Consider the following 18,927-nt stretch of genomic DNA (forward strand, 5'->3'; position numbering starts at 1 on the left):
CGAGCGAATTCGGGGGAATGTGAGGGTCCTGGCAAGGAGGAACCACCATGGTCCAACGTCTGCCGATCTCCCGTCGCAACCTGCTGCTCGGCGCGGCCGCCACCTTCGGCGTCCCGGCCGTTCTGGCCGGCTGCGGCTCCAGCCAGCCCGCCGCGCCGCCGGGTGGTAAGTCGTCCGGAAACCTGGGCACGGTCACGTTCGGTTCCAACGCTTCGGACGAAATCCCCAAGAAATCCCTCGAAACCGTGTTAAAGGGCTTCACCCAGGCCCAGGTGAAGATCAATACGGTGGACCACAACACGTTCCAGGAGAACATCAACCGCTACCTCAAAGGCACGCCGGACGATGTCTTCACCTGGTTCGCCGGATATCGCATGCAGTTCTTCGCCGAGCAGGGACTCGCGACGGACATCTCGGACGTGTGGCAGGAGATCGGGAGCGACTACACACCCGCCTTCAAGGCCGCCTCGACGGGCACCGACGGCAAGCAGTACTTCGTGCCGTTCACGTACTACCCGTGGGCCGTCTTCTATCGCAAGAGCGTGTGGCAGGAGAAGGGCTACGAGCCGCCCAAGACGCTGGACGAGTTCACCGCGCTGGCCAAGAAGATGAAGGCCGACGGGCTGATCCCGATCGGGTTCGCCGACAAGGACGGCTGGCCCGCGATGGGCACGTTCGACATCATCAACATGCGGACGAACGGCTACGACTTCCACATCTCGCTCATGGGCGGCAAGGAGTCGTGGACCGACCCCAGGGTCAAGCAGGTCTTCGACACCTGGCGCGGGCTGATGGAGTATCACCAGCCCGCCGCGCTGGGCCGTACCTGGCAGGAGGCCGGGCAGGCGCTGCAGCAGAAGAAGACGGGCATGTACCTGCTCGGCATGTTCGTCGCCCAGCAGTTCCCGGAGAACGAGCGCGACGACATCGACTTCTTCACCTTCCCCGAGATCAATCCGACCTACGGCACCGACTCCATCGACGCGCCGATCGACGGCTACATGATCTCGGGCAAGGCCAAGAACGTCGACGGCGCCAAGGCCGTGCTCAAGCACCTGGCCCAGGGCAGCTCGCAGAACATCGCCACCAAGCTGGACCCGGGTACCCTGGCCGCCAGCTCCAAGGCCGACACCAGCGGTTACAGCACCCTGCAGAAGCGCGGCGCCGAGCTGGTGTCCAAGGCGACGCACCTGGCCCAGTTCCTCGACCGTGACACCCGGCCCGACTTCGCCTCGACCGTGATGATCCCGTCGCTGCAGTCGTTCGTCGGCAAGCCGAACGAGATCGACTCCTTGCTGGCGAGCATCGAGAAGCAGAAGACCAACATCTTCCGCTGATGGCCGCCAAGACCCGTCGCTACTCCGCCCGCGACGTGACCATCCTGGTCATCGGGCTGGGGGTGGCCATCATCGTCAACGTGGGCCTCATCTGGGGGCCCACGCTGGCCTCCATCGGGCTGTCGGGCACCGACTGGAACGGCATCAAGCCGATGGAGTGGGTGGGCGGCCGCAACTACGCCGACCTGGTCAACGACTATCCGCCGTTCTGGTCGGCCATCCGCAACAACGTGCTCTGGCTGGGCTTCCTCGGCCTGGTCGCGACGCCGTTCGGGTTGTTCTGCGCGGTGCTGCTGGACCGGCGGCTGCGGCTGTCGCGGGTGTACCAGAGCGCGCTGTACACGCCGGTCGTGCTGTCGCTGGCCGTCGTGGGGTTCATCGCGCAGCTCGTCTACTCCTCCGACTACGGCGTGCTGAACGCGGTGACCGGGCTGACCGTGGACTGGCTGGGCGACCGGTCGATCAACATCTGGGTGGTCATGGTGGCGGCCGGCTGGCGGCACGTCGGGTACGTGATGATCATCTATCTGGCCGGGCTGAAGGCGGTCGATCCCGCGCTCAAGGAGGCGGCCGCGATCGACGGGGCCAACGAGGCGCAGGCGTTCTTCCGGGTGGTGTTCCCCACGCTGCGCCCGGTCAACGTGATCGTGCTGGTGATCACGGTCATCGAGGCGCTGCGCGCCTTCGACATCGTCTACGCCATCAACAAGGGCAGGAACGGGCTGGAGCTGCTGTCGGTGCTGGTCACCGAGAACATCGTGGGCGAGGCGAGCCGCATCGGGTTCGGCTCGGCCATCGCGGTGATCCTGCTGGTGATCACGCTCGGGTTCATCGTCACCTACCTGTCACAGCTGTTCAGGGAGGAACGATGACGCTCACCGCGCCCATCACCACGCCCCCGGTCCAGGATCGCCGGGAGCCGGTGCGCCGCCGGGCGCGTCCGCTGCGGATCCTGCTGCACGTCTTCCTCGGCCTCGTGGCGCTGGGCTGGGTCCTGCCGCTCGCGCTGGCGCTCTACGCCTCGCTGCGCCCGTACGACGAGACCGCGCGGCTGGGGTACTTCTCGCTGCCCGAGCACCTGACGCTGGACTACTACGGGCAGGCGTGGAGCCAGGCCGACCTGCCCCGCTACTACCTCAACACGCTGATCATCGTGATCCCGGGCGTGCTGATCACGCTGTTCATGGCCTCGTTCACCGCTTTCGCCATCGCGCGGCTGCGCATTCCGGGGCGCAAGGCGCTGCTGATCACGTTCACGGCGGGCAACCTGCTGCCGCCGCAGGTGCTCATCACTCCGCTCTACACCCTCTACACGCTCGTGCCGCTGCCCGCGTGGCTGTCGGACTCGCAGTCCCTGTACGACTCCTACCTCGGGCTGATCCTGGTGCACGTGGCGTTCCAGTTCGGCTTCTGCGTGTTCGTCATGTCGAACTTCATGCGCACGATCCCGGAGGAGATCACCGAGGCGGCGCTGGTCGACGGAGCGAGCGTGTGGCGCCGCTACTGGCAGCTCACGCTGCCGCTGTGCCGCCCGGTGCTGGCGGCGCTGGCCACGCTGGAGTTCACCTTCATGTACAACGACTTCCTGTGGGCTCTGGTGCTGATGTCGTCGGGCGACAAGCTGCCCGTCACCTCGGCCCTGAACAATCTGCGCGGCCAGTTCTTCACCGACTACAACCTGCTGGCGGCCGGCTCGCTACTGGTCGCGCTGCCGACGCTGATCGTCTTCCAGATGCTGCACAAGCAGTTCGTCGCCGGACTCACCCTGGGGGCCACCAAGGGCTAAAGGAGCGCGTGGAAGCGGGCGGCGACCAGGTCCCAGGTCCACTCGCCGGCGATCCAGTCACGGCCCCGGGCACCCATCTTCCGGGCCCGTTCGGGGTCGCCGAGCAGCTCGATGAGGGCCGCGGCGACCTCCGCCACGTCGGTGCCGTCGACGACGAGGCCGGTCTCGCCGTGCCGTACGGCGTCGGGGGCGCCGCCGGACGCGCCCGCGATGACCGGCAGGCCGGTCGCCGACGCCTCCAGGAACACGATCCCCAGCCCCTCGACGTCGACGCCGCCCAGCCGGGTACGGCACGGCATCGCGAACACGTCGGCGGCGGCGTAGTAGCCGGCCAGGCTGCCCGCCGGGACCGTGCCGGTGAAGCGAATGGACTCGTGCCCCCGCGCCAGCTTCTCCAGCCGCCCGCGGTACGGCCCGCCGCCCACGAACAGCAACACCGACTCCGGCACCGCGCGCAACACCCGGGGCCAGGCCCTGATGAGCTGGTCCTGGCCCTTGCGCGGCACCAGCCTCGACACGCAGATCACCACCGGCCGCCCGGCCAGCCCGAGCTCGGCCTTGGCCGCGTCCGGGTGGAACTGGCCGGTGTCCACGCCCGGCGCCAGCCGTACCAGCTTGGCCGGTGAGATCGCCGCGGCCAGCCGGGCACGCGTGTACTCGCCAAGGTAGGTCACCACGTCGGCGTGCGCGCCGATCCTGCGCAGCGCCCCGCGGAACAGCGGCGCGCTCGCCCACGACGCCTCGTGGCCGTGGGTGAGCATCACCACGCGCCGCGCGCCGGCCGCCCGTAACCCCGGCGCGAGCAGGCCCAGCGGGGCCGCCGAGCCGAACACCACGGTGTCCGCCCGCTGCTCGGCCAGCAGGCCGGCCGCCCGGCGGGCGACCGACGGGGTCGGCAGCATGAGCGAGGTGGGGTGCCGGACGATCCGGTACGGCTGGCGGCGGTCGAAGTCCGCGCACCCCTGCCAGGCAGGAGCGTAGACGGCCACGCCGGGAGTGCGCAGGGCCAGCCCGTGCACGAACGACTGGATGCCGCCGGGCCGGGGCGGGAAGTCGTTCGTGACGATGAGCACACCGGTCACGGCTGCTGCTGGCCGTTCAGCGCGGCCCACTCCCGGGCCATGGCGAGGCGTTCGGCGGCGGAGGGGTGTGACGCATAGAGCACATATTCCACTGGGTCTGGCGACAAGTCGGAAATATTGGTGATTGCCAGGCGTTTCTGCATCGAGAGGAAGGTGGCCGGGTCCTTCGTGAGGTTCAGGGCGTGGAGATCGGCGCGGGCCTCGATGTGGCGGCTGATCACGTTCTGGGCCGGCCCCGAGACGACCGTGACCAGGCTCATCAAGCCCATGATCACTCCCACCGCCCGTGGATCGGCCGCCGAGGCGATGCCCGTGCGACGCCGCAGCATGCCCAGGAGCAGGAACAGCAGGATCGTGCCGAACGCGGCGCCCAGCCCGCCCACCAGCGTGCCGACCAGCACATCCCCGTACTTGGCGTGGCCCAGCTCGTGCGCCACGACCAGCTCGACCTCGGACTGCGGGGCCCTGAGCAGCGTGTCGTACACGACGATCCGGCGCGTGGCGCCGAAACCGGAGACATAGGCGTTGAGCGCGTTCGTCCGGCGGGAGGCGTCGGCGATCAGCACGTCCTCGACCGGGACATGGGCGCGCTCGGCCAGCATCATCAGGTTCGCCCTGAGCGCGCCCCCCGGCATCGGGCGGAAGTCGTTGAACAGCGGCTCGAACACGACCGGATACACGAACGAGGCCACCAAGGTGAACGCGAACGCGCCCACGGCGGCCGGGATCCACCAGCGCCGCAACCACCTGGCCAGCGCCACCACGACCAGCACCATGATGGACAGCAGCACCACGTTCACGGCCAGGCTCTTCAGCCGGTCGCCGGTCCAGCCGGCCCAGTCCTGCGTGGACAGGCCGTAGTCGCGCAACTGCACCTCGTACCAGATGCCCAGGGGCCACCTGATCGCCTCGACGATCACGGTCAGCACCACCACCCCGAGCACGACCCGCACCCACCACGGCCCCCGCAGCCAGCCCACAGCCTTGGCGCCGAACGGCGTGAGCACGAGCAGCCCCGCGAACAGCACGGTCAGCCCGAGGGACAGGTAGCCGGGCAGGCTCGTGGCCGCGTCGAAGGCGGCGGCCCTGGCGATCTCGGCGGCACTGAAGTCGCGCGCCGGGTCCGGCGTCACCGTGGGGGTGCCCGAGGGCATCACCCGCCAGGGCGTCGTGACCGCCACCACGGCCAGGATCACCACACCGAGCACGACCAGCGCCCAACCGGCACCGGCCCGGCCGAACCCGGCGTTCCCGCCGTCCGCGACCCAGCCGCTGGACACGGCGCGGTCACTTGGCGCGGCACGGTCCTCTGGCGCGGTGCCCTCGCCTGAGGTGGCACGGTCCCCTGGCGCGGTGCCCTCGCCTGAGGTGGCACGGTCCCCTGGCGCGGTGCCCTCGCCTGAGGTGGCACGGTCCCCTGGCGCGGTGCCCTCGCCTGAGGTGGCACGGTCCCCTGGCGCGGCGCCCTCGCCTGAGGTGGCGGGCTCGCTTGATGCGTCGTCGTCAGGCGGCATGTCGTCGGTGCCCTGCAGATCGTCCATCCGCGTTCCCCTTACGCAAGCTGGTCCCGCACGTAGTCGCGCCACCGTGCCGTCAGCGTCCCTGCCGAGAGCCCGAGTCTGGTGAGCCCCCGGTCGATGCCACCCGTCTGGGCATCACGGTAGAGCCTCACCAGAGTCCCCTCACCGAACCGCTCGGCGATGAAGCGACACGCCAGCCACGCCTCCTGGTACGCCCGTGCCAGGCGTGCGGGCTCCCGGCTGGACGGTGCGAATGCCGCAGGCCCTGGCAATTCGCCCGGCAAGTGCCCGGCCCGCACCTCGGCGGCCAACTCGGCGGCGGCCACCCGGACCGGCAACCCCGCGTCCCGGTAGCCCACGTAGTCGGCGAACCCCTCATAGAGCCACACCGGCAACCGCTTCGTCCCGGCCGCGACGTGAGTGAGCTCGTGCGCGAGCACGACGTCCCGGCCGGTGGGGGTCAGCCGGGCGAAATTCTCGGGCACCACGACCACTCTCCCGCCATCGGCCACCGCCGCCAGCCCGTCGACACTCCCCACCCCGGCCACCCGAGCAGCCTCGGCCGCCGAGCCGGGCACGAGCAGCACGGGTTGTACGGGGCGGCCGAGCACGGCGGAGACCCGCGACCCGGCGGCATCGGCCCGGCGCGCCAGATCCCGAAGCGACTCTGGCGCCGCATGCCGGCCGACGACAACCGAACGCACACCTCGTACGACCTCGGAGCCGTTCCCCCAGAGTCCCCGCGCCTCCGCCGGAAGCTCGCGATCACCGGCCGCCGGGTTGTGGACGGTCGCGGACTGATCGGGGCTGCCGGAGGGAAGATCGCGATCCGTCGCGGACTGATCAGGGCTGCCCGATGGCAGGCCGCGAACCGTCGCAGACTGATCGGGCCCACCGGACGGCAGGTCACGAACCGCTGCCGAGAGGCCGTCCGTCCCCGGAGACCGGTCCGGGGCGGCGCTGGCCGAGGCGAGGGCCAGGAGCAGCACCCCCACCCCCAAGACTCGGCGGCTCACCTGCACGGACACGTTCCCCGATCGTAGTCGCCCCGCGCCGCGGACCGGCCGTCGCGGAGAGACCCGGCGCTCCTCGTCCCGGAAAGGCCGGGAAGGTCGTCGCGGGAGAGACCTGGCTCCTCGTCGCAGAAAGCGTCAGCTCGTCGTCGCGGCAGACCCGGCTCCTCGTCGCAGAAAGCATCGGCTCGTCGTCGCGGAAAGGCCCGGGACACGCGAAGGTCCCGTCCCAGTTGGGACGGGACCTTCGTGACGGTCTTGCAGGCCGGACTTACAGGCCGGGACGCACCGCGCCCACGAACGACGACTTGCGCCATCCGCTGAGCTTCTCGACGCGCACCGTCGAACCCGTCCTCGGCGAATGGACCATCTTGCCGTTGCCGACATACATGCCCACATGGCCGAGCCCATGGAAGAACATCAGGTCACCTGGCTTCAGATTCTTCCAGGAGACCTTCTTCTTGATGCGAGCGAACTGGCTGTTCGTCACGCGCGGGATCTTGACGCCGGCCTTCTTCCAGGCGTACTGGACGAGACCGGAGCAGTCGAAGGAACCAGGTCCTGTGGCCCCGTAACTGTACGGGTCACCGATCTGGTCCTTGGCCACGGCTACGGCCGTACGGGCCTTCACCTTTTGCCGAGCGACCGCTGTCTGCTGCGCGACCTTCTTCACGGACCTGACGGCTTTCGCCGCCGTATTAGTCCCGGAAACTTCGGCCGCATCACGCGTTGTCGCCGCCTGCGCCGTCGGGGCAGGGAGGACCAAACCTCCGGCCGTCACGGTCATCGTGAGCGCTGCGCCACTCAGGGCAATGCGGGACAGACGGGGGTTACTGGGGGAGGTAGACAGGATTTCTCCTTGGGACTTCCACGAACGCCTACCGGGTTAGCTGACGGATTCGGGCCTGGAAGTCGCCCTACGGCGCAATACGCGCCGATTCACCCCTGATCCCGGGAGCGGGATCGCTGGGTCCCCGGCTCCGTGCCTCCTGGCTGCACGGACTCGGCAGGCCACCGCCACGTAATGACATATGGAAAGGCGGTGACCTAACGGATTTCTTATTTGTCCACATCGGGGACCCGATGGAGAGTCGCGACGCCATGGCTTGTTCGCCGCGACGCCAGAAGCTACGCCCTTGAGTAACGAGCTGGCAAAGCCGTCATGGGGCTGTCAGGATCACTCAGAGGTGTCAGTAAAGTCCCCAACCGCAGCTGGAGCGCCGGGTTATGTTATTCAAATGTGACCCTTCTCACACTTGACGACACTGTGATCTGTCAGGTCCCTTTTGTCACTCTTGTCACACTGGTCCCGCTAACAACACGCCGCAGGGCCCGTGATCGTGTCGCGACCGCGCGGATGTGGGCGTCGCGAAGGTCGCCGCCGGGCCGAGATCAGTGATTGTCGTCACCCGCTGAAGGCGTTCGAGCAGCGCTCAGCCGACCCGGCCAGCGGCATCGGCCTGCGCGCCGAGGTCCGGTGACCAGCGAATCGGGGTCAGTTGAACAGCCGGTCGGATTCCGCCGAACAAGCGACCGGAGCCCGCCGAACAGCCGGTCAAAGCCCGCTGACCACCGGGCCGAGTTCGTTGACCACCAGACGGGTCGTCAACCAGCCGACCGGGGCCCATGGACCCCCCGGCCGGGATCCGTTGACCACCGGCCGAGGTCCGTTCGCCACCCGGCAGAGGTCCGTTGGCCAGCAAGCGGGTGAGTCCACATGGACCGCCAAGCGTCCATCAGCGGACCATCCGGTCCATGGCCACCTGAAACCACGGACCGGGTCAAGAGGGCGCACGTAACGGCGCCCAGCGCGCTCCACCGGAGGAGCGTTCCCCTGGACAGAGCCAAGCCACGCACGGCGGGTGGGGCTCACCGTGCTTGCCGTAAAGAAAATCAGTGGCTCTTCATCCAGAAGAAGCTACGGACGGATTGCTCCGACCAGCGTGCCGCCATAGGAGGACAGCGTGACCACCTTGACCACGTCGCCGGTCTGGGGGGCGTGCACGATCTGCCCGTTGCCCGCATAAATGCTGACATGCCCAAGCCCTGAGCTGAAGATCAGGTCGCCGGGCTGCAGGTCCTTCAGATCCACCTTGCGGGCCGATCCCCAGGCCCACTGCTGCCACGTGGTGCGGGGCAGCGACACGCCCCCAGCGCGCCACGACGCCTGCGTGAGGCCCGAGCAGTCCCAGCCGCCCGGTCCCGTGCCGCCGAACACGTACGGCTTGCCCACCTGCGCGTAAGCGAACCTGAGCACCGCCGCCGCGTTGCCGGAGGCCGAGCCCGTGTACTTGATGCCGGTGCTGTTGGGGTCACCGGTCTTGTAGGCGCCGAGCTTCTCCAGCAGCTTCTTCTGCTTCACGATCAGCTTGCGGACCTCCGAGCGCTCCTTCTCGACCCCGTCGCGCTCCTTGTCGGCCGCCTGCAGCGCCGCCTCGGCCTTGTCGCGTTCGTCCTTGAGCCCGCGGTTCTCGCGGTCGAAGGCCGCCAGCCGCGCCACCTTCTCCGACGACAGCTCCCCCGCGAGCGCCATGCTGCCCAGCAGGCCCGTGGGATCCGGCTGGCCGATCATCGTGGGCCAGGAGGTGGCGTCGGGGCCACGCGTGTAGGTGTCGACGGCCATGTCGATGACCTGGGCGCGCAGTGTGGCAACCGTTTCAAGCTTGCGCTTGTAGCTGGCGTTCAGTTTGCCGTACTCGCCTTGGGCCGCCTTGTACTTCTCGGTCGCCGTGTTGTAGCGGTCGACGACCTTGTCGGCCTGATCGTTCAGCTTTTTAAGCTTGGCTTTCGCCTGTTTGATCGTGGGCTTCGGCGCGGCCAGTGCCTCGCTTGTGGGGAAAAGCAGCAGCCCGATCGCGAGTCCCGCGGCCAGTGGCGCCCGGCCAAACCTCACAGTGTCGCCTCCAGGGGAATATATCTGGGGCGAAATGGTACAGAAGTGGCGGGTGTGCTTTCACCCCCACAACCGATTCGTAATCTACGCGCGGCCCAGCCTGCGCAGCAGCAGAGCCGACGGAACCGGTCTGGCTCCCATGCGCCGGACGGACTCGGCCACCTCACGGTCGGAGGAGACCACCGCCATGGCCCGGCCGGGCGGCTCGGCGCGGACGAGCTGGCGGATCAGGTCGTCGGCGATCTCGCCGGGCGCGCTGAAGAGCACCCGCACGCCGCGCGGCGCCACCACCTGGACGGGCGCGTTGAGCTCGGCGCCGTCGAAGACCACGGTCACCTCGACCCTGGTCTGCGCGACCAGCCCGCCGAGGCCGGTCATCAGCCGGTTGCGCTGGTCGGCCAGGGTCAGCGTGCCGTAGCCGGTCTTGGTCACGTTGTAGCCGTCGATGATCAGGTGCACCTGCGGCAGCGCGAGCAGCTGGTCGAGCAGCTGCGGGTCGTCGTCGGCCAGCGCGCGGGCGGGCACGCCCCTGACGCCGGGGCGCTCGCCCGTGAGCGCGGCCACCGAGTCGGCGGGCCTGCTGATCATGGTGGGCAGGGCCAGCTCCCTGCGCAGCCCGGCGGAGGCGTCCTGGAGCGCGTCGAGCAGCACCCTGACGCGGGCGTCCTCGATGCTCCTGCCCTCACGCGCGGCCCGGCGCGAGGCCTCGAGCTGTTTCTCCACGTCGGCCAGCCGCTCGCGGAGCCGGCGCAGCTCGGACTCGCCCGCGCTGCCCGCGGCCGTGGCGGCGGACTTGGCGTCGTCGGCCGCGTGCTCCATCTCCTCGGCGCGGCGCACGGCCGCCTTGCTCCGCTCGCGGGCCTCGTGGAGCTTGCGGCGCAGGTCGGAGTTCTCGGCGCGGGCCGCCCTGAGCTGCTCGCGCAGCCGGTCGGACTCGTCCTTGGCGGCGCTCTTCTGGGCGGCGAGCTGCTCGCGCAGCCGGGTCACCACCTCCTCGCGCTCGGTCCCCTCGGCCGCGACCGCCGACTGCTCGAGATCGACCCGGGCGGCCTCGACCATGTCCGCCCAGCCGACCGGCCGCGTCAGATAGGCCGCGGCGGCCACCAGCACGGGGTCGGCGGCGGGTGGCACGTTGCCCTCGACCAGCGAGGCGACGAGCTCGGGCCATCCGGCGGCCACCGACTCGGCGACCACCTCGCGGAACTCTTTGTCGTTCTCCAGCTGGGCGGCGATGGGCGCGCTGCCCAGTTTGGCGCGCTTGCGCGGGTCGAACTTGGCGATGCCGCGCAGCGGCGGCGGAACCGTGGCAGCGGGCATGGACCCGAGGACCTGCGCCGCCAGATCGACGACGTTGAGTCTCACCTGCTCGGGAAGCGGGCGAGACAGACCTTCACCCGCTGAACTCATCCCAGGGTCCCTTCGTGACATGCCCTTTCAGACAAGGGTACGGCTGTCGTGTACCTGTCCGTAACGGCAGGTCGGATATGGACAAGCGCTTGCTAGGGGTATACGACTGGGCCGGGACCCGCGTTCACCCGGTGTTCATCCAGGAGGCCCACCGTGACGGACGAGATGCGCACCTCCACCCGTGACCTGGAGGAACTGCACGATCGGCTGGGAATCTGGCTCAGCGGGCGAGTTGACCGGCCGGTGACGGTGTCCGAGCTGTCGAGGCCGATGGAAAACGGCATGTCCAGCGAAACGCTCTTCTTCACCGCGTCCTGGCCCGGAGAGCGCGTCCGATGCGTGGCCAGGATGGCGCCCGCCCAGGAAGCGGTGCCCGTCTTCCCCTTCTACGATCTGCGGGCCCAGTTCGAGATCATGCGCTCGGCCAGGGAGAAAGCTGGAATTCCAGCGCCCAGGGCCCTCTGGTTCGAGCCCGACCCTGGTCCGCTGGGCACGCCCTTTTTCATCATGGAACGGGAGGATGGTGACGTACCGCCCGACGTGCTGCCGTACACGTTCGAGGGCTGGATGCTCGACGCGGCGCCGCGTGATCGGCGCCGGCTGCAGGACGCGACGGTGGCGATCGTGGCCGCGCTGCACGACGCGCCGTTCACCGAGCGGGACCTGGCCGTACTCCCGGAGGGCGGGCTGCGCCGCCACGTGGACGGGCAGCGCGCCTATTACGAGTGGGCGCACGGCGGGATGCGGATCCCGCTGCTGGAGCGGGGCTTCGACTGGCTGGAGGCGCACTGGCCGCGCGACCCTGGACCCGACGTGCTCTGCTGGGGCGACGCCCGCATCGGGAACGTGATGTATCGCGACTTCAGGCCGGTGGCGGTGTTCGACTGGGAGATGGCCGCGGTGGGGCCGCGCGAGCTCGATCTGGCGTGGATGATCTTCCTGCACCGTTTCTTCCAGGACATTACGGAGGCCATCGGCATGCCCGGAATTCCCGACTTCATGCGACGCGACGACGTTTGCGGGAAATATCGGGAGCTGACGGGTTATCAGGTGCGGGACATGGAGTTCTACGAGATGTACGCGGCGCTGCGGCACGGGGCCATCATGGCCAGGGTGTGGCAGCGCCGGATCTACTTCGGCGAGCAGCCCATGCCGGACGACCCCGACGACCTGGTGCTGCACCGGGCCACGATCGAGCGGATGCTCAAAGGCTGGCGTCGTACACCGTGAGCGCGATCTGCACCCGGTTGTTGAGGTCCAACTTGGTGAGGATCCGCGAGACGTGCGCCTTGACCGTGGCCACGCTCATGTAGAGCTCGCGGCCGATGGCGGCGTTCGACTTCCCCTGGCCGACGGCCAGCGCCACGTCGCGCTCGCGCTCGCTGAGCTTGGCCAGCAGGTCACGGGCCCTGTCCGTACGCCGGCCCGCGCCGCCGCCGTCCTCGGAGACGTGCGTGATGAGCTGGCGGGTCACCGCGGGCGACAGGATCGGCTCGCCGGCCGCCACCTTCCGGATCGCCTCGACCAGCTCGCGCGGCGGGATGTCCTTCAGCAGGAACCCCGCCGCCCCCGCGCGCAGCGCCCGCACCACCTGGGCGTCGGCATGGAAGGTGGTCAGCACCACCACCTCGGGCGGCGACGCGGCCGCGCGCAGCGCCTCCGTCGCGGTGAGCCCGTCGACGTCGGGCATCCGGATGTCCATCAGCACCACGTCGGGCCGGTGCGCGGCGATCAGCGGCGGCACCTCGGAGCCGTCGCCCGCCTCGGCCACGATCTCGATGTCGCCCGTCCCGCCCAGGATCATCGACAGTCCGGCGCGCACCAGGGCGTCGTCGTCGACGATCAGCACGCGGATCGGCGCGGTCATGCGTCCTCCAGGGAAGTCTCCACCGGCCAAGGTAACCAGGCGCGCACCAGGAAGTCGCCTTCGCGGGTCGCGCCGTGTTCGAGCCGGCCGCCCGCAAGCTGGGCCCGCTCGGTCAGGCCGATGAGCCCCGCTCCCGCTCCGGGGATGCGGGTGATCTGCCGTACCCGGAGCGGATTGCGGACCTCCGCCGTCAGACCCGTGCCCGGACCGCCGGCGACGGTGACCGTCACGGGAGCGCCGCTCGCGTGCTTGCGCGCGTTCGTGAGCGCCTCCTGAACGATGCGGTACACGTTGCGGCCCAGCCCCTCCGGCGCGTCATCACCGGCGTCGAGGGCGAAGTCCACCTCCATGCCCGCCTCATGGCACTCCTCGATCAGCGGGTGCAGGTCGGCCAGCGTGGGCTGCGGGCGGTCGGGGACGGGGTCGCCGGCCGGAGGCGCCGAGTGGCGCAGCACGCCGATCACATCGCGCAGGTCCTGCAGCGCGTGGTGGGCGCTGCTCCTGATCGCCCCGGCGGCCCTGGCGATCTCCTCGGCGGGCGCGTCCGGCCGGAACTCCAGCGCTCCCGCGTGCAGGCTGAGCATGGAGATGCGGTGCGCGAGCACGTCGTGCATCTCCCTGGCGATCCGCTCGCGTTCGAGCCGCTTGGCCTCCTCCGCCGCGATGTCGGCGCGCTGCGTGAGCGACCAGACGAGCTGCCGCCTGGCCCGGACCACGATGCCCCAGGCGAACACCGTCAGCCCGATGGCCGCCCCGATGATCGCCGGTCCCAGCACGCCCAGCTCCGCGTCGGGCCTGAGGATGGAGAACGGGATCAGCGTCACGAGCCCGAGCAGTACGAGCGGGCCGGAGATCTTGAACGGCCGGTGCACCGCCACGGTGAACATGGCGACGACCGCGGCCCCGCCCACCAGCGACAGATAGATCGACAGCACATTGGTCACCAGCGCCAGCCCGACCGGCCACCTGCGGCGCAGCCACACCGCCGCGCACGCCAGCGCGCCGACCACCTGCTCGATCGCCACCACGGGCGTCGGCTGCCCCTCCAGGTCCGGGATGCTCAGCAGGGCCAGCCCGCAGGCGACCAGGAACATCAGGACGTCGACGATCCAGTCGCGGGTCGAGCGGCGCACCGGACGCCGCTCGTCGCCGTCCCCCAGCAGGACTGAGGGCAGCAGCCACCTGTATTCCGTCACGTTCCACGAGGTTAGAGCGTCTTCGATTCCCTGTGTTTACCTAAGCAAAACGAACATCGGCGTAGCCTCGTCGCACCTGGCCGAGGCCGGGCAGTGATCCGGTGGAAGCCGAAGCCGCGTCCGTCCGGCGAGCCGGGCGGACCGTGGTTGGAGAGCCGCGTTGTCGGGGCCTGACTGCGCACTCCTGGAGGGAGCGCGCCTCTTGGGCCACCGCCCCGCCGGACGCTTTCCCGTTGATGCGGACACCAACGGGGGCGGGGACCGAGCGCTCAGTCAGGCACCCGGCTGTGACAGAAAATTACCTCACGATTACCAACCGTCGCAACCGATCAAGCCAGAGAAATCCAACAACAGTTCTGACTGAAACCACCGGCTCGCATAGCGAGTGACGACAGTTCATACCCTGCCCGGGCCCAAGAACAGCGACCAAAGTCGATGGTCGCCGAGACCTACGGCCGACGCGGCGGGCATCGCGGGCGCGGAAGGCTGGATGGCATGAAGGTGATATTGGACGTGTTGGGCTGGCTGCTGGTGGCGCAGGGCGTCGGCGGCGTGGTCAACACCCTGCTGGGCTGGTGGCGGTGGGCCCACGACCTGCTGCTGGTCAACATCCTGCCGTTCCTCCACGGCCGCGAGATCTTCGCCGCCATCGTGATCGGCGTGCTCGGGCTGGTGCTGCTCTCGGCCTCGGCGTCCATGGGCAAGCCGGCGAGCCGGACGTGAGCACGACGCGACCAGGCGAGCCGGACGTGAGCACGACGCGACCAGGCGAGCCGGACGTGAGTACGACGACGCTGCGTCCGCCGCGCAACCAGGCCGACAGACGGGCCATCTCCTGGTGGACGGTCCAGGCGATGATCCTGGCCGTGCCGGTGGCCGCCGCCGCGGTGGCGGCCTACTGGCTGTTCACCGACCGGTCCGGCTGGCTGGGGATCGTGACGGCCGTCTTCGCGGCGGGCTGCCTGCTGCTGGCGGTGGCCGCGCCACGCGCGTACTACCGGGTGGAGCGCTGGGAGGTCACCGGCGAGGCCGTCTACACGCGCAAGGGCTGGCTGACCCACACCTGGCGGGTCGCGCCTATGTCGCGCATCCAGACGGTCGACACCGCGCGGGGGCCGGTGCAGCGGCTGTTCAGGCTGGCGGACGTCACGGTGACCACGGGGTCGGCGGCGGGCGCGATCAAGATCGAGGCGCTGGACCACGAGCTGGCCGCCGAGCTGGCACAGCGACTCACCGCGATCACCCAGGCGACACCGGGAGACGCGACGTGAGCTGGCGGAAGCTCTCCTCACGGAGCCTGGGCGCGTCGGCGGTGCTGTCGCTGGCGATCGTGGTGCCCGCGGTGACCGTCCTGGTGCGCACCCTGATCGGGCGCGACTGGTCACTCGGCGCCACGGTCGCGGCGGGCGCGGGCGCGGCCGTGCTGATCGTGGCCGGGGTTCTGGCCTACGACGGGGCGCGGCTCCGCTCGACCCGGTGGCGGCTCACCACGGAGCGCCTGGAGCTGCGCTCGGGCATCGCCGTACGGCAGCACCGCTCGATCCCGCGCGACCGCGTGCGCAGCGTCGACCTCACGGCGGATCCGGTACGGCGGGTGTTCGGGCTGACCGTCGTCAAGGTCGGCACCGGTGAGCACGCGGGCGAGGGGACCGAGCTCACCCTTGACCCGCTGGCCAGGTGGGAGGCCGAGGAGCTGCGCCGTACCCTGCTGCGGACCGGCGAGGTCCCGCTGGGGGACGACCGCGCGGTGGCGGAGCTGCGGTGGGCCTGGATCAGGTACGCGCCGCTGTCGGTGTGGTCGTTCGCGGGCGGCGCGCTGGTGCTGGGGGCGCTGTACAAGCTGCTCGACGCGTTCGGCGTGAACCTGTTCACCACCGGGACGGCGGCGGGTGCCTGGGGCTGGGTCACGGGGCAGCCGTGGCTGGCGGTGCCGATGCTCGTGGCGGCCAACGTGGTGATCGGGGTGGCGGGTGCGCTGCTGCTGTTCGCCGAGTCGTGGGGGCGCTACCGGCTGGAGCGCGAGCCGGGGCGGCTGCGGCTGCGGCGTGGGCTGCTGACCAGCCGGTCGCTGACGCTGGAGGAGCGGCGGCTGCGCGGCGTGGAGCTCAGTGAGCCGCTGCTGCTGCGGCTGGGCGGCGGCGCGCGGGTCAAGGCCGTCGCCACCGGGCTGCGCAAGGCGGCCGAGAACGAGACGGAGGACGTGGCCGCGCTCACCCCGCCACTCCCCCGCGCACTGGCCGAACAGATCGCGGAACGCGTCATGAGCCTGGGACGGCCCGGAGCGGTGGCCTCTCCGGTGGACCCGGGGCCTGCCACGACTCCGCCCGCGGTGGACCCGGGGCAGGCCGCCGCATCGCCCGCCGTGAGCCCGGGGCTGGGCGTGACGTCGCCCGCGGTGAGCCCGTGGCGGGCCGGGCTGGTGGCGCATCCGGCGGCGGCCAGGCGCAGGCGCCTCGTCCGCGCGGTCGTCGCCGTCGTGGTGGCGGCCGCGTTGGCCGGGGTGCCGCCGCTCCTCTGGACGTGGCCAGCGGGCTGGATCTGGCCTGCGGCCGTGCTGGTCATCGGGCTCCCGACCGGCCTGTGGCTGGCCGCCGACGCCTACCGGGGACTCGGCCACGCGCTCGGCCCGCACCACCTGATCACCAGGAAGGGCTCGGCCGCACGGCGTACGGTCGCGCTCGACCGGAGCGGCATCGTCGGCTGGACGGTCGAGCAGTCGTTCTTCCAGCGCCGCGCCGGTCTGCTCACGCTCACGGCGACGACGGCGGCGGGAGACGGGCACTACGACGTGGTCGACGTCGGCACGGGTGAGGGGCTCGACCTGGCGGCACGCGCCGTACCCGGCCTGCTGGAGCCCTTCCTCGCCGGGAAAAGCAGCGAGCCGCGGATCTCCCCCGGCTTGCCCATGCCCCTGTATTGGACAAGCTAGATCACGCGGCTCATTTGCTTTGCGGTCCCACGCTATTTGCCGCACTTGCAGCGCACTTGCAGAGCTGTAACCGTCGCCGTCAAGCTCCGGCCGGGTGCCTCTGGGGGTGGCCGCGTGCCTCTGCGGGGAGCTGAGCGGCCCCCAGAGGTCCGGCGCGACGCCGGTCATGCCTGTGACCGTGAGCGAGCTCGCGATGCGCGACAGCGGCCGCTGGACGGCCTGAAGCACCCAGTCAGGCCGGACGCCCAGCATCCGGCCAGGCCGGGGGCGCCCGCCGCCCGGTCAGCTGCCGATCGGCTTCTTGGCCAGTTCGGCCAGGTACGTCTTGGCCAGGGACAGCGCCCCGTCGCGCGCTTCCTTGTCGGGCATCAGCTTGACCTTGGGCGAGTTGACGGGCTCGTCCTTGGGCCGCTCGGCGCCCGAGTAGTCCACCACGATCACCGTCGCCCCCTGTCGCAGCAGCACCGTGCCCGTGGAGGCGAACGTCTCGCCGTGCATGATCCGCATGTACTGGCTGAAGGCCGCCTCTCCCAGACCCTTGACCTCGGAGAGCGCGCTCCACGAGATGCCGCCGATGGTGGAGCCCGCGTTGACGCCGCGGCTGCCGCGCTCTCCCGTGTAGTAGGCGCGCGCGGCCGGCACGTCCTCGACGCCGGCGCGGTTGGTGAAGCGGTGCGTGGTGATCAGCACGCTGCGGATCCGCTTGACGTCGGCGCCCACGGGGATATCCAGGTTCAGCCACCGGCACTCGGTCTGCGCGTCGTTGCCCACCTCGGTGCCACGGGCGCGCGGCGTGGGAGTGGGGACCAGCTTGGTGACCGGTCCGGTCATGGCCTGGCAGGCGGCCGGGAAGACGGTGAGGTTGGTCGGCGAGGGCGTCCCCTCGGGCTTGGGCGTGCTGGTGACGGCGGACTTGTCCGGCTGGGCCAGCACGTTGGGGTGCTGCGCCTTCCAGGCCGCCACGCCCTTGGCGATGTGCCCGAGTACGGTGCTGGCCTCGCGGATCCCGTTGGCCTCGGTGACCGACTGGGTGGTCGCGTTGCTGAGGATCTGCGCGTCCTTGCGCTGCTGGTCGGCCTGGTATTTGACCTTGATCGTCATGTCGTCGACGCGGGCGTGGGCCTCGCCGAAGGAGTACCACAGCAGCTTGCCGGAACGGCGCCAGGTGTATTGGGCGAACGCGGCGTCACCGATGCCGGGCACGTCCTTGACCGGGGAGACGTACTCCTTCTCCCCCTTCTTCGGCGTGGGCTTGGCCGTCTCGGCGTACTTGCCGCCGCCGTAGTCGATGTCGTAGGAGTTCTGGGCCATGGTCCGGCCGGTCTTGGCGCCGTCGCCGCGGTGCTGCTCGACGCGGACGTCGATCTCCCGGCTGCGCCAGTATTCGCCGAACGAGATGCGGCGGTTGACCCAGTTGCAGGTGAAGCTGAGCGTGTAGTCGGAGTCGTTGGAGCCCTTGGCCACCGTCGCCTGAGGCACGAGGCGTTCGGTCTCGCTCTTGGGCAGCATCGAGCACACGTCGAGCGCCGGCGCCGCCGCCGAGACGGGCGACTTGACCGGCTTGGCGCCGGTCGAGGGCGTGGAGCGGGCGACCTTCCCGTACACGATGTACGCGCCCGCGCCGCCCCCGACCAGCACGACCACCGCGACGGCCACCACGGGCAGGATCCACGACCGCCTGCGCGGCGGCGGAGGAGGCGGAGGCGGGGGCGGCCCCCAGGGCGATCCGGGCGGTCCGGGTGGCATGGTCGGCTGCTCGAACTGCCTGCCCTGGATCGGATAGGGGTTGGTCGGCGGCTCGAACGCGCTACCGGGATTCACGAGGGACTCCTGAGGTTGCCCTGACTTGCGGGGAAACATGCTAGTCACACCACTTGCAAGATGCTTGCGAAGGGCT

General features: G+C 70.1%; 16 protein-coding genes and 1 riboswitch. Of the genes, 7 read left to right on the forward strand and 9 right to left on the reverse strand.

The annotated features are described in order from the left end of the window. The first annotated feature begins 47 nt into the window (after positions 1–47). Genes ACQP2T_RS40030 through ACQP2T_RS40040 form a run of 3 tightly spaced genes read left to right on the forward strand, consistent with a single transcriptional unit; the run spans position 48 to position 3,123 of the window. Positions 48–1,337: an ABC transporter substrate-binding protein gene (locus ACQP2T_RS40030; protein WP_358538560.1), complete on the forward strand. Its 1,290-nt coding sequence runs from the start codon at positions 48–50 to the stop codon at positions 1,335–1,337. Next, entirely contained in the window at positions 1,337–2,209 is an 873-nt protein-coding gene (locus ACQP2T_RS40035; RefSeq protein WP_433510057.1) for a carbohydrate ABC transporter permease, read from the forward strand. Before ACQP2T_RS40030 ends, ACQP2T_RS40035 begins: the two co-directional genes overlap by 1 nt. After that, a complete protein-coding gene (locus tag ACQP2T_RS40040) occupies positions 2,206–3,123 on the forward strand; it encodes a carbohydrate ABC transporter permease (protein WP_433510058.1) in 918 nt (305 codons plus the stop codon). Before ACQP2T_RS40035 ends, ACQP2T_RS40040 begins: the two co-directional genes overlap by 4 nt. Here ACQP2T_RS40040 and ACQP2T_RS40045 read toward each other — a convergent pair. The 6 genes from ACQP2T_RS40045 to ACQP2T_RS40070 form a co-directional block, all read right to left on the reverse strand. Beyond that, positions 3,120–4,205 carry a glycosyltransferase family 4 protein gene (locus tag ACQP2T_RS40045; RefSeq protein WP_433510059.1) on the reverse strand — a complete coding sequence of 362 codons (1,086 nt, stop codon included), beginning with the start codon at positions 4,203–4,205 and terminating at the stop codon, positions 3,120–3,122. The two genes, ACQP2T_RS40040 and ACQP2T_RS40045, sit on opposite strands and share 4 nt — an antisense overlap. Then, positions 4,202–5,746, reverse strand: a complete 1,545-nt coding sequence (locus tag ACQP2T_RS40050) for a M48 family metalloprotease (RefSeq protein WP_433510060.1) — start codon at positions 5,744–5,746, stop codon at positions 4,202–4,204. Before ACQP2T_RS40050 ends, ACQP2T_RS40045 begins: the two co-directional genes overlap by 4 nt. Before the next feature lie 11 nt (positions 5,747–5,757). Further along, positions 5,758–6,753 carry a hypothetical protein gene (locus ACQP2T_RS40055; protein WP_433510061.1) on the reverse strand — a complete coding sequence of 332 codons (996 nt, stop codon included), beginning with the start codon at positions 6,751–6,753 and terminating at the stop codon, positions 5,758–5,760. 256 nt (positions 6,754–7,009) lie between these two features. Then, on the reverse strand, positions 7,010–7,411 hold the full coding sequence (locus tag ACQP2T_RS40060; RefSeq protein ID WP_433510062.1) for a C40 family peptidase: 402 nt from the start codon (positions 7,409–7,411) through the stop codon (positions 7,010–7,012). 187 nt (positions 7,412–7,598) lie between these two features. Next, positions 7,599–7,757: riboswitch (cyclic di-AMP (ydaO/yuaA leader) on the reverse strand. An 899-nt stretch (positions 7,758–8,656) separates the two neighbouring features. Next, positions 8,657–9,631 (reverse strand): C40 family peptidase, encoded by a 975-nt coding sequence (locus tag ACQP2T_RS40065; protein ID WP_433510063.1) that lies wholly within the window; start codon positions 9,629–9,631, stop codon positions 8,657–8,659. Positions 9,632–9,715: 84 nt separating this feature from the next. Beyond that, positions 9,716–11,038, reverse strand: a complete 1,323-nt coding sequence (locus tag ACQP2T_RS40070; protein ID WP_433510064.1) for an NYN domain-containing protein — start codon at positions 11,036–11,038, stop codon at positions 9,716–9,718. 153 nt (positions 11,039–11,191) lie between these two features. On the opposite strand from ACQP2T_RS40070, the gene ACQP2T_RS40075 reads away from it, so the two are divergent. Continuing rightward, the gene (locus ACQP2T_RS40075) at positions 11,192–12,268 is read left to right on the forward strand and encodes a phosphotransferase family protein (RefSeq protein WP_433510065.1); all 1,077 of its coding nucleotides are present in this window, start codon (positions 11,192–11,194) and stop codon (positions 12,266–12,268) included. Here ACQP2T_RS40075 and ACQP2T_RS40080 read toward each other — a convergent pair. Together ACQP2T_RS40080 and ACQP2T_RS40085 are read right to left on the reverse strand one after the other, a co-directional pair. Beyond that, entirely contained in the window at positions 12,243–12,905 is a 663-nt protein-coding gene (locus ACQP2T_RS40080; RefSeq protein ID WP_433510066.1) for a response regulator, read from the reverse strand. The genes ACQP2T_RS40075 and ACQP2T_RS40080 overlap by 26 nt on opposite strands. Then, positions 12,902–14,101, reverse strand: a complete 1,200-nt coding sequence (locus ACQP2T_RS40085; protein WP_433510067.1) for a sensor histidine kinase — start codon at positions 14,099–14,101, stop codon at positions 12,902–12,904. Before ACQP2T_RS40085 ends, ACQP2T_RS40080 begins: the two co-directional genes overlap by 4 nt. A 495-nt stretch (positions 14,102–14,596) precedes the next feature. Between ACQP2T_RS40085 and ACQP2T_RS40090 the strand changes: the two genes are divergently transcribed. Genes ACQP2T_RS40090 through ACQP2T_RS40100 form a run of 3 tightly spaced genes read left to right on the forward strand, consistent with a single transcriptional unit; the run spans position 14,597 to position 17,030 of the window. Continuing rightward, a complete protein-coding gene (locus tag ACQP2T_RS40090; protein WP_433510068.1) occupies positions 14,597–14,824 on the forward strand; it encodes a hypothetical protein in 228 nt (75 codons plus the stop codon). 56 nt (positions 14,825–14,880) lie between these two features. Further along, entirely contained in the window at positions 14,881–15,372 is a 492-nt protein-coding gene (locus ACQP2T_RS40095) for a PH domain-containing protein (protein WP_433519895.1), read from the forward strand. Further along, on the forward strand, positions 15,369–17,030 hold the full coding sequence (locus ACQP2T_RS40100; RefSeq protein ID WP_433510069.1) for a PH domain-containing protein: 1,662 nt from the start codon (positions 15,369–15,371) through the stop codon (positions 17,028–17,030). The genes ACQP2T_RS40095 and ACQP2T_RS40100 overlap by 4 nt, the downstream gene beginning before the upstream one ends. A gap of 282 nt (positions 17,031–17,312) precedes the next feature. Here the strand turns inward: ACQP2T_RS40100 and ACQP2T_RS40105 are convergent, their stop codons facing one another. Next, on the reverse strand, positions 17,313–18,851 hold the full coding sequence (locus tag ACQP2T_RS40105) for a hypothetical protein (protein ID WP_433510070.1): 1,539 nt from the start codon (positions 18,849–18,851) through the stop codon (positions 17,313–17,315). Positions 18,852–18,927 lie beyond the last annotated feature (76 nt).

The sequence above is a fragment of the Nonomuraea sp. CA-143628 genome, assembly GCF_050942315.1.
Taxonomy (GTDB): domain Bacteria; phylum Actinomycetota; class Actinomycetes; order Streptosporangiales; family Streptosporangiaceae; genus Nonomuraea.

What these genes read in the sequence shown, in the direction of transcription:
- ACQP2T_RS40050 (WP_433510060.1), bottom strand. Translation starts at nt 5,746, where the DNA reads ATGGACGATCTGCAGGGCACCGACGACATGCCGCCTGACGACGACGCA.
- ACQP2T_RS40090 (WP_433510068.1), top strand. Translation starts at nt 14,597, where the DNA reads ATGAAGGTGATATTGGACGTGTTGGGCTGGCTGCTGGTGGCGCAGGGC.
- ACQP2T_RS40080 (WP_433510066.1), bottom strand. Translation starts at nt 12,905, where the DNA reads ATGACCGCGCCGATCCGCGTGCTGATCGTCGACGACGACGCCCTGGTG.
- ACQP2T_RS40070 (WP_433510064.1), bottom strand. Translation starts at nt 11,038, where the DNA reads ATGAGTTCAGCGGGTGAAGGTCTGTCTCGCCCGCTTCCCGAGCAGGTG.
- ACQP2T_RS40040 (WP_433510058.1), top strand. Translation starts at nt 2,206, where the DNA reads ATGACGCTCACCGCGCCCATCACCACGCCCCCGGTCCAGGATCGCCGG.
- ACQP2T_RS40035 (WP_433510057.1), top strand. Translation starts at nt 1,337, where the DNA reads ATGGCCGCCAAGACCCGTCGCTACTCCGCCCGCGACGTGACCATCCTG.
- ACQP2T_RS40030 (WP_358538560.1), top strand. Translation starts at nt 48, where the DNA reads ATGGTCCAACGTCTGCCGATCTCCCGTCGCAACCTGCTGCTCGGCGCG.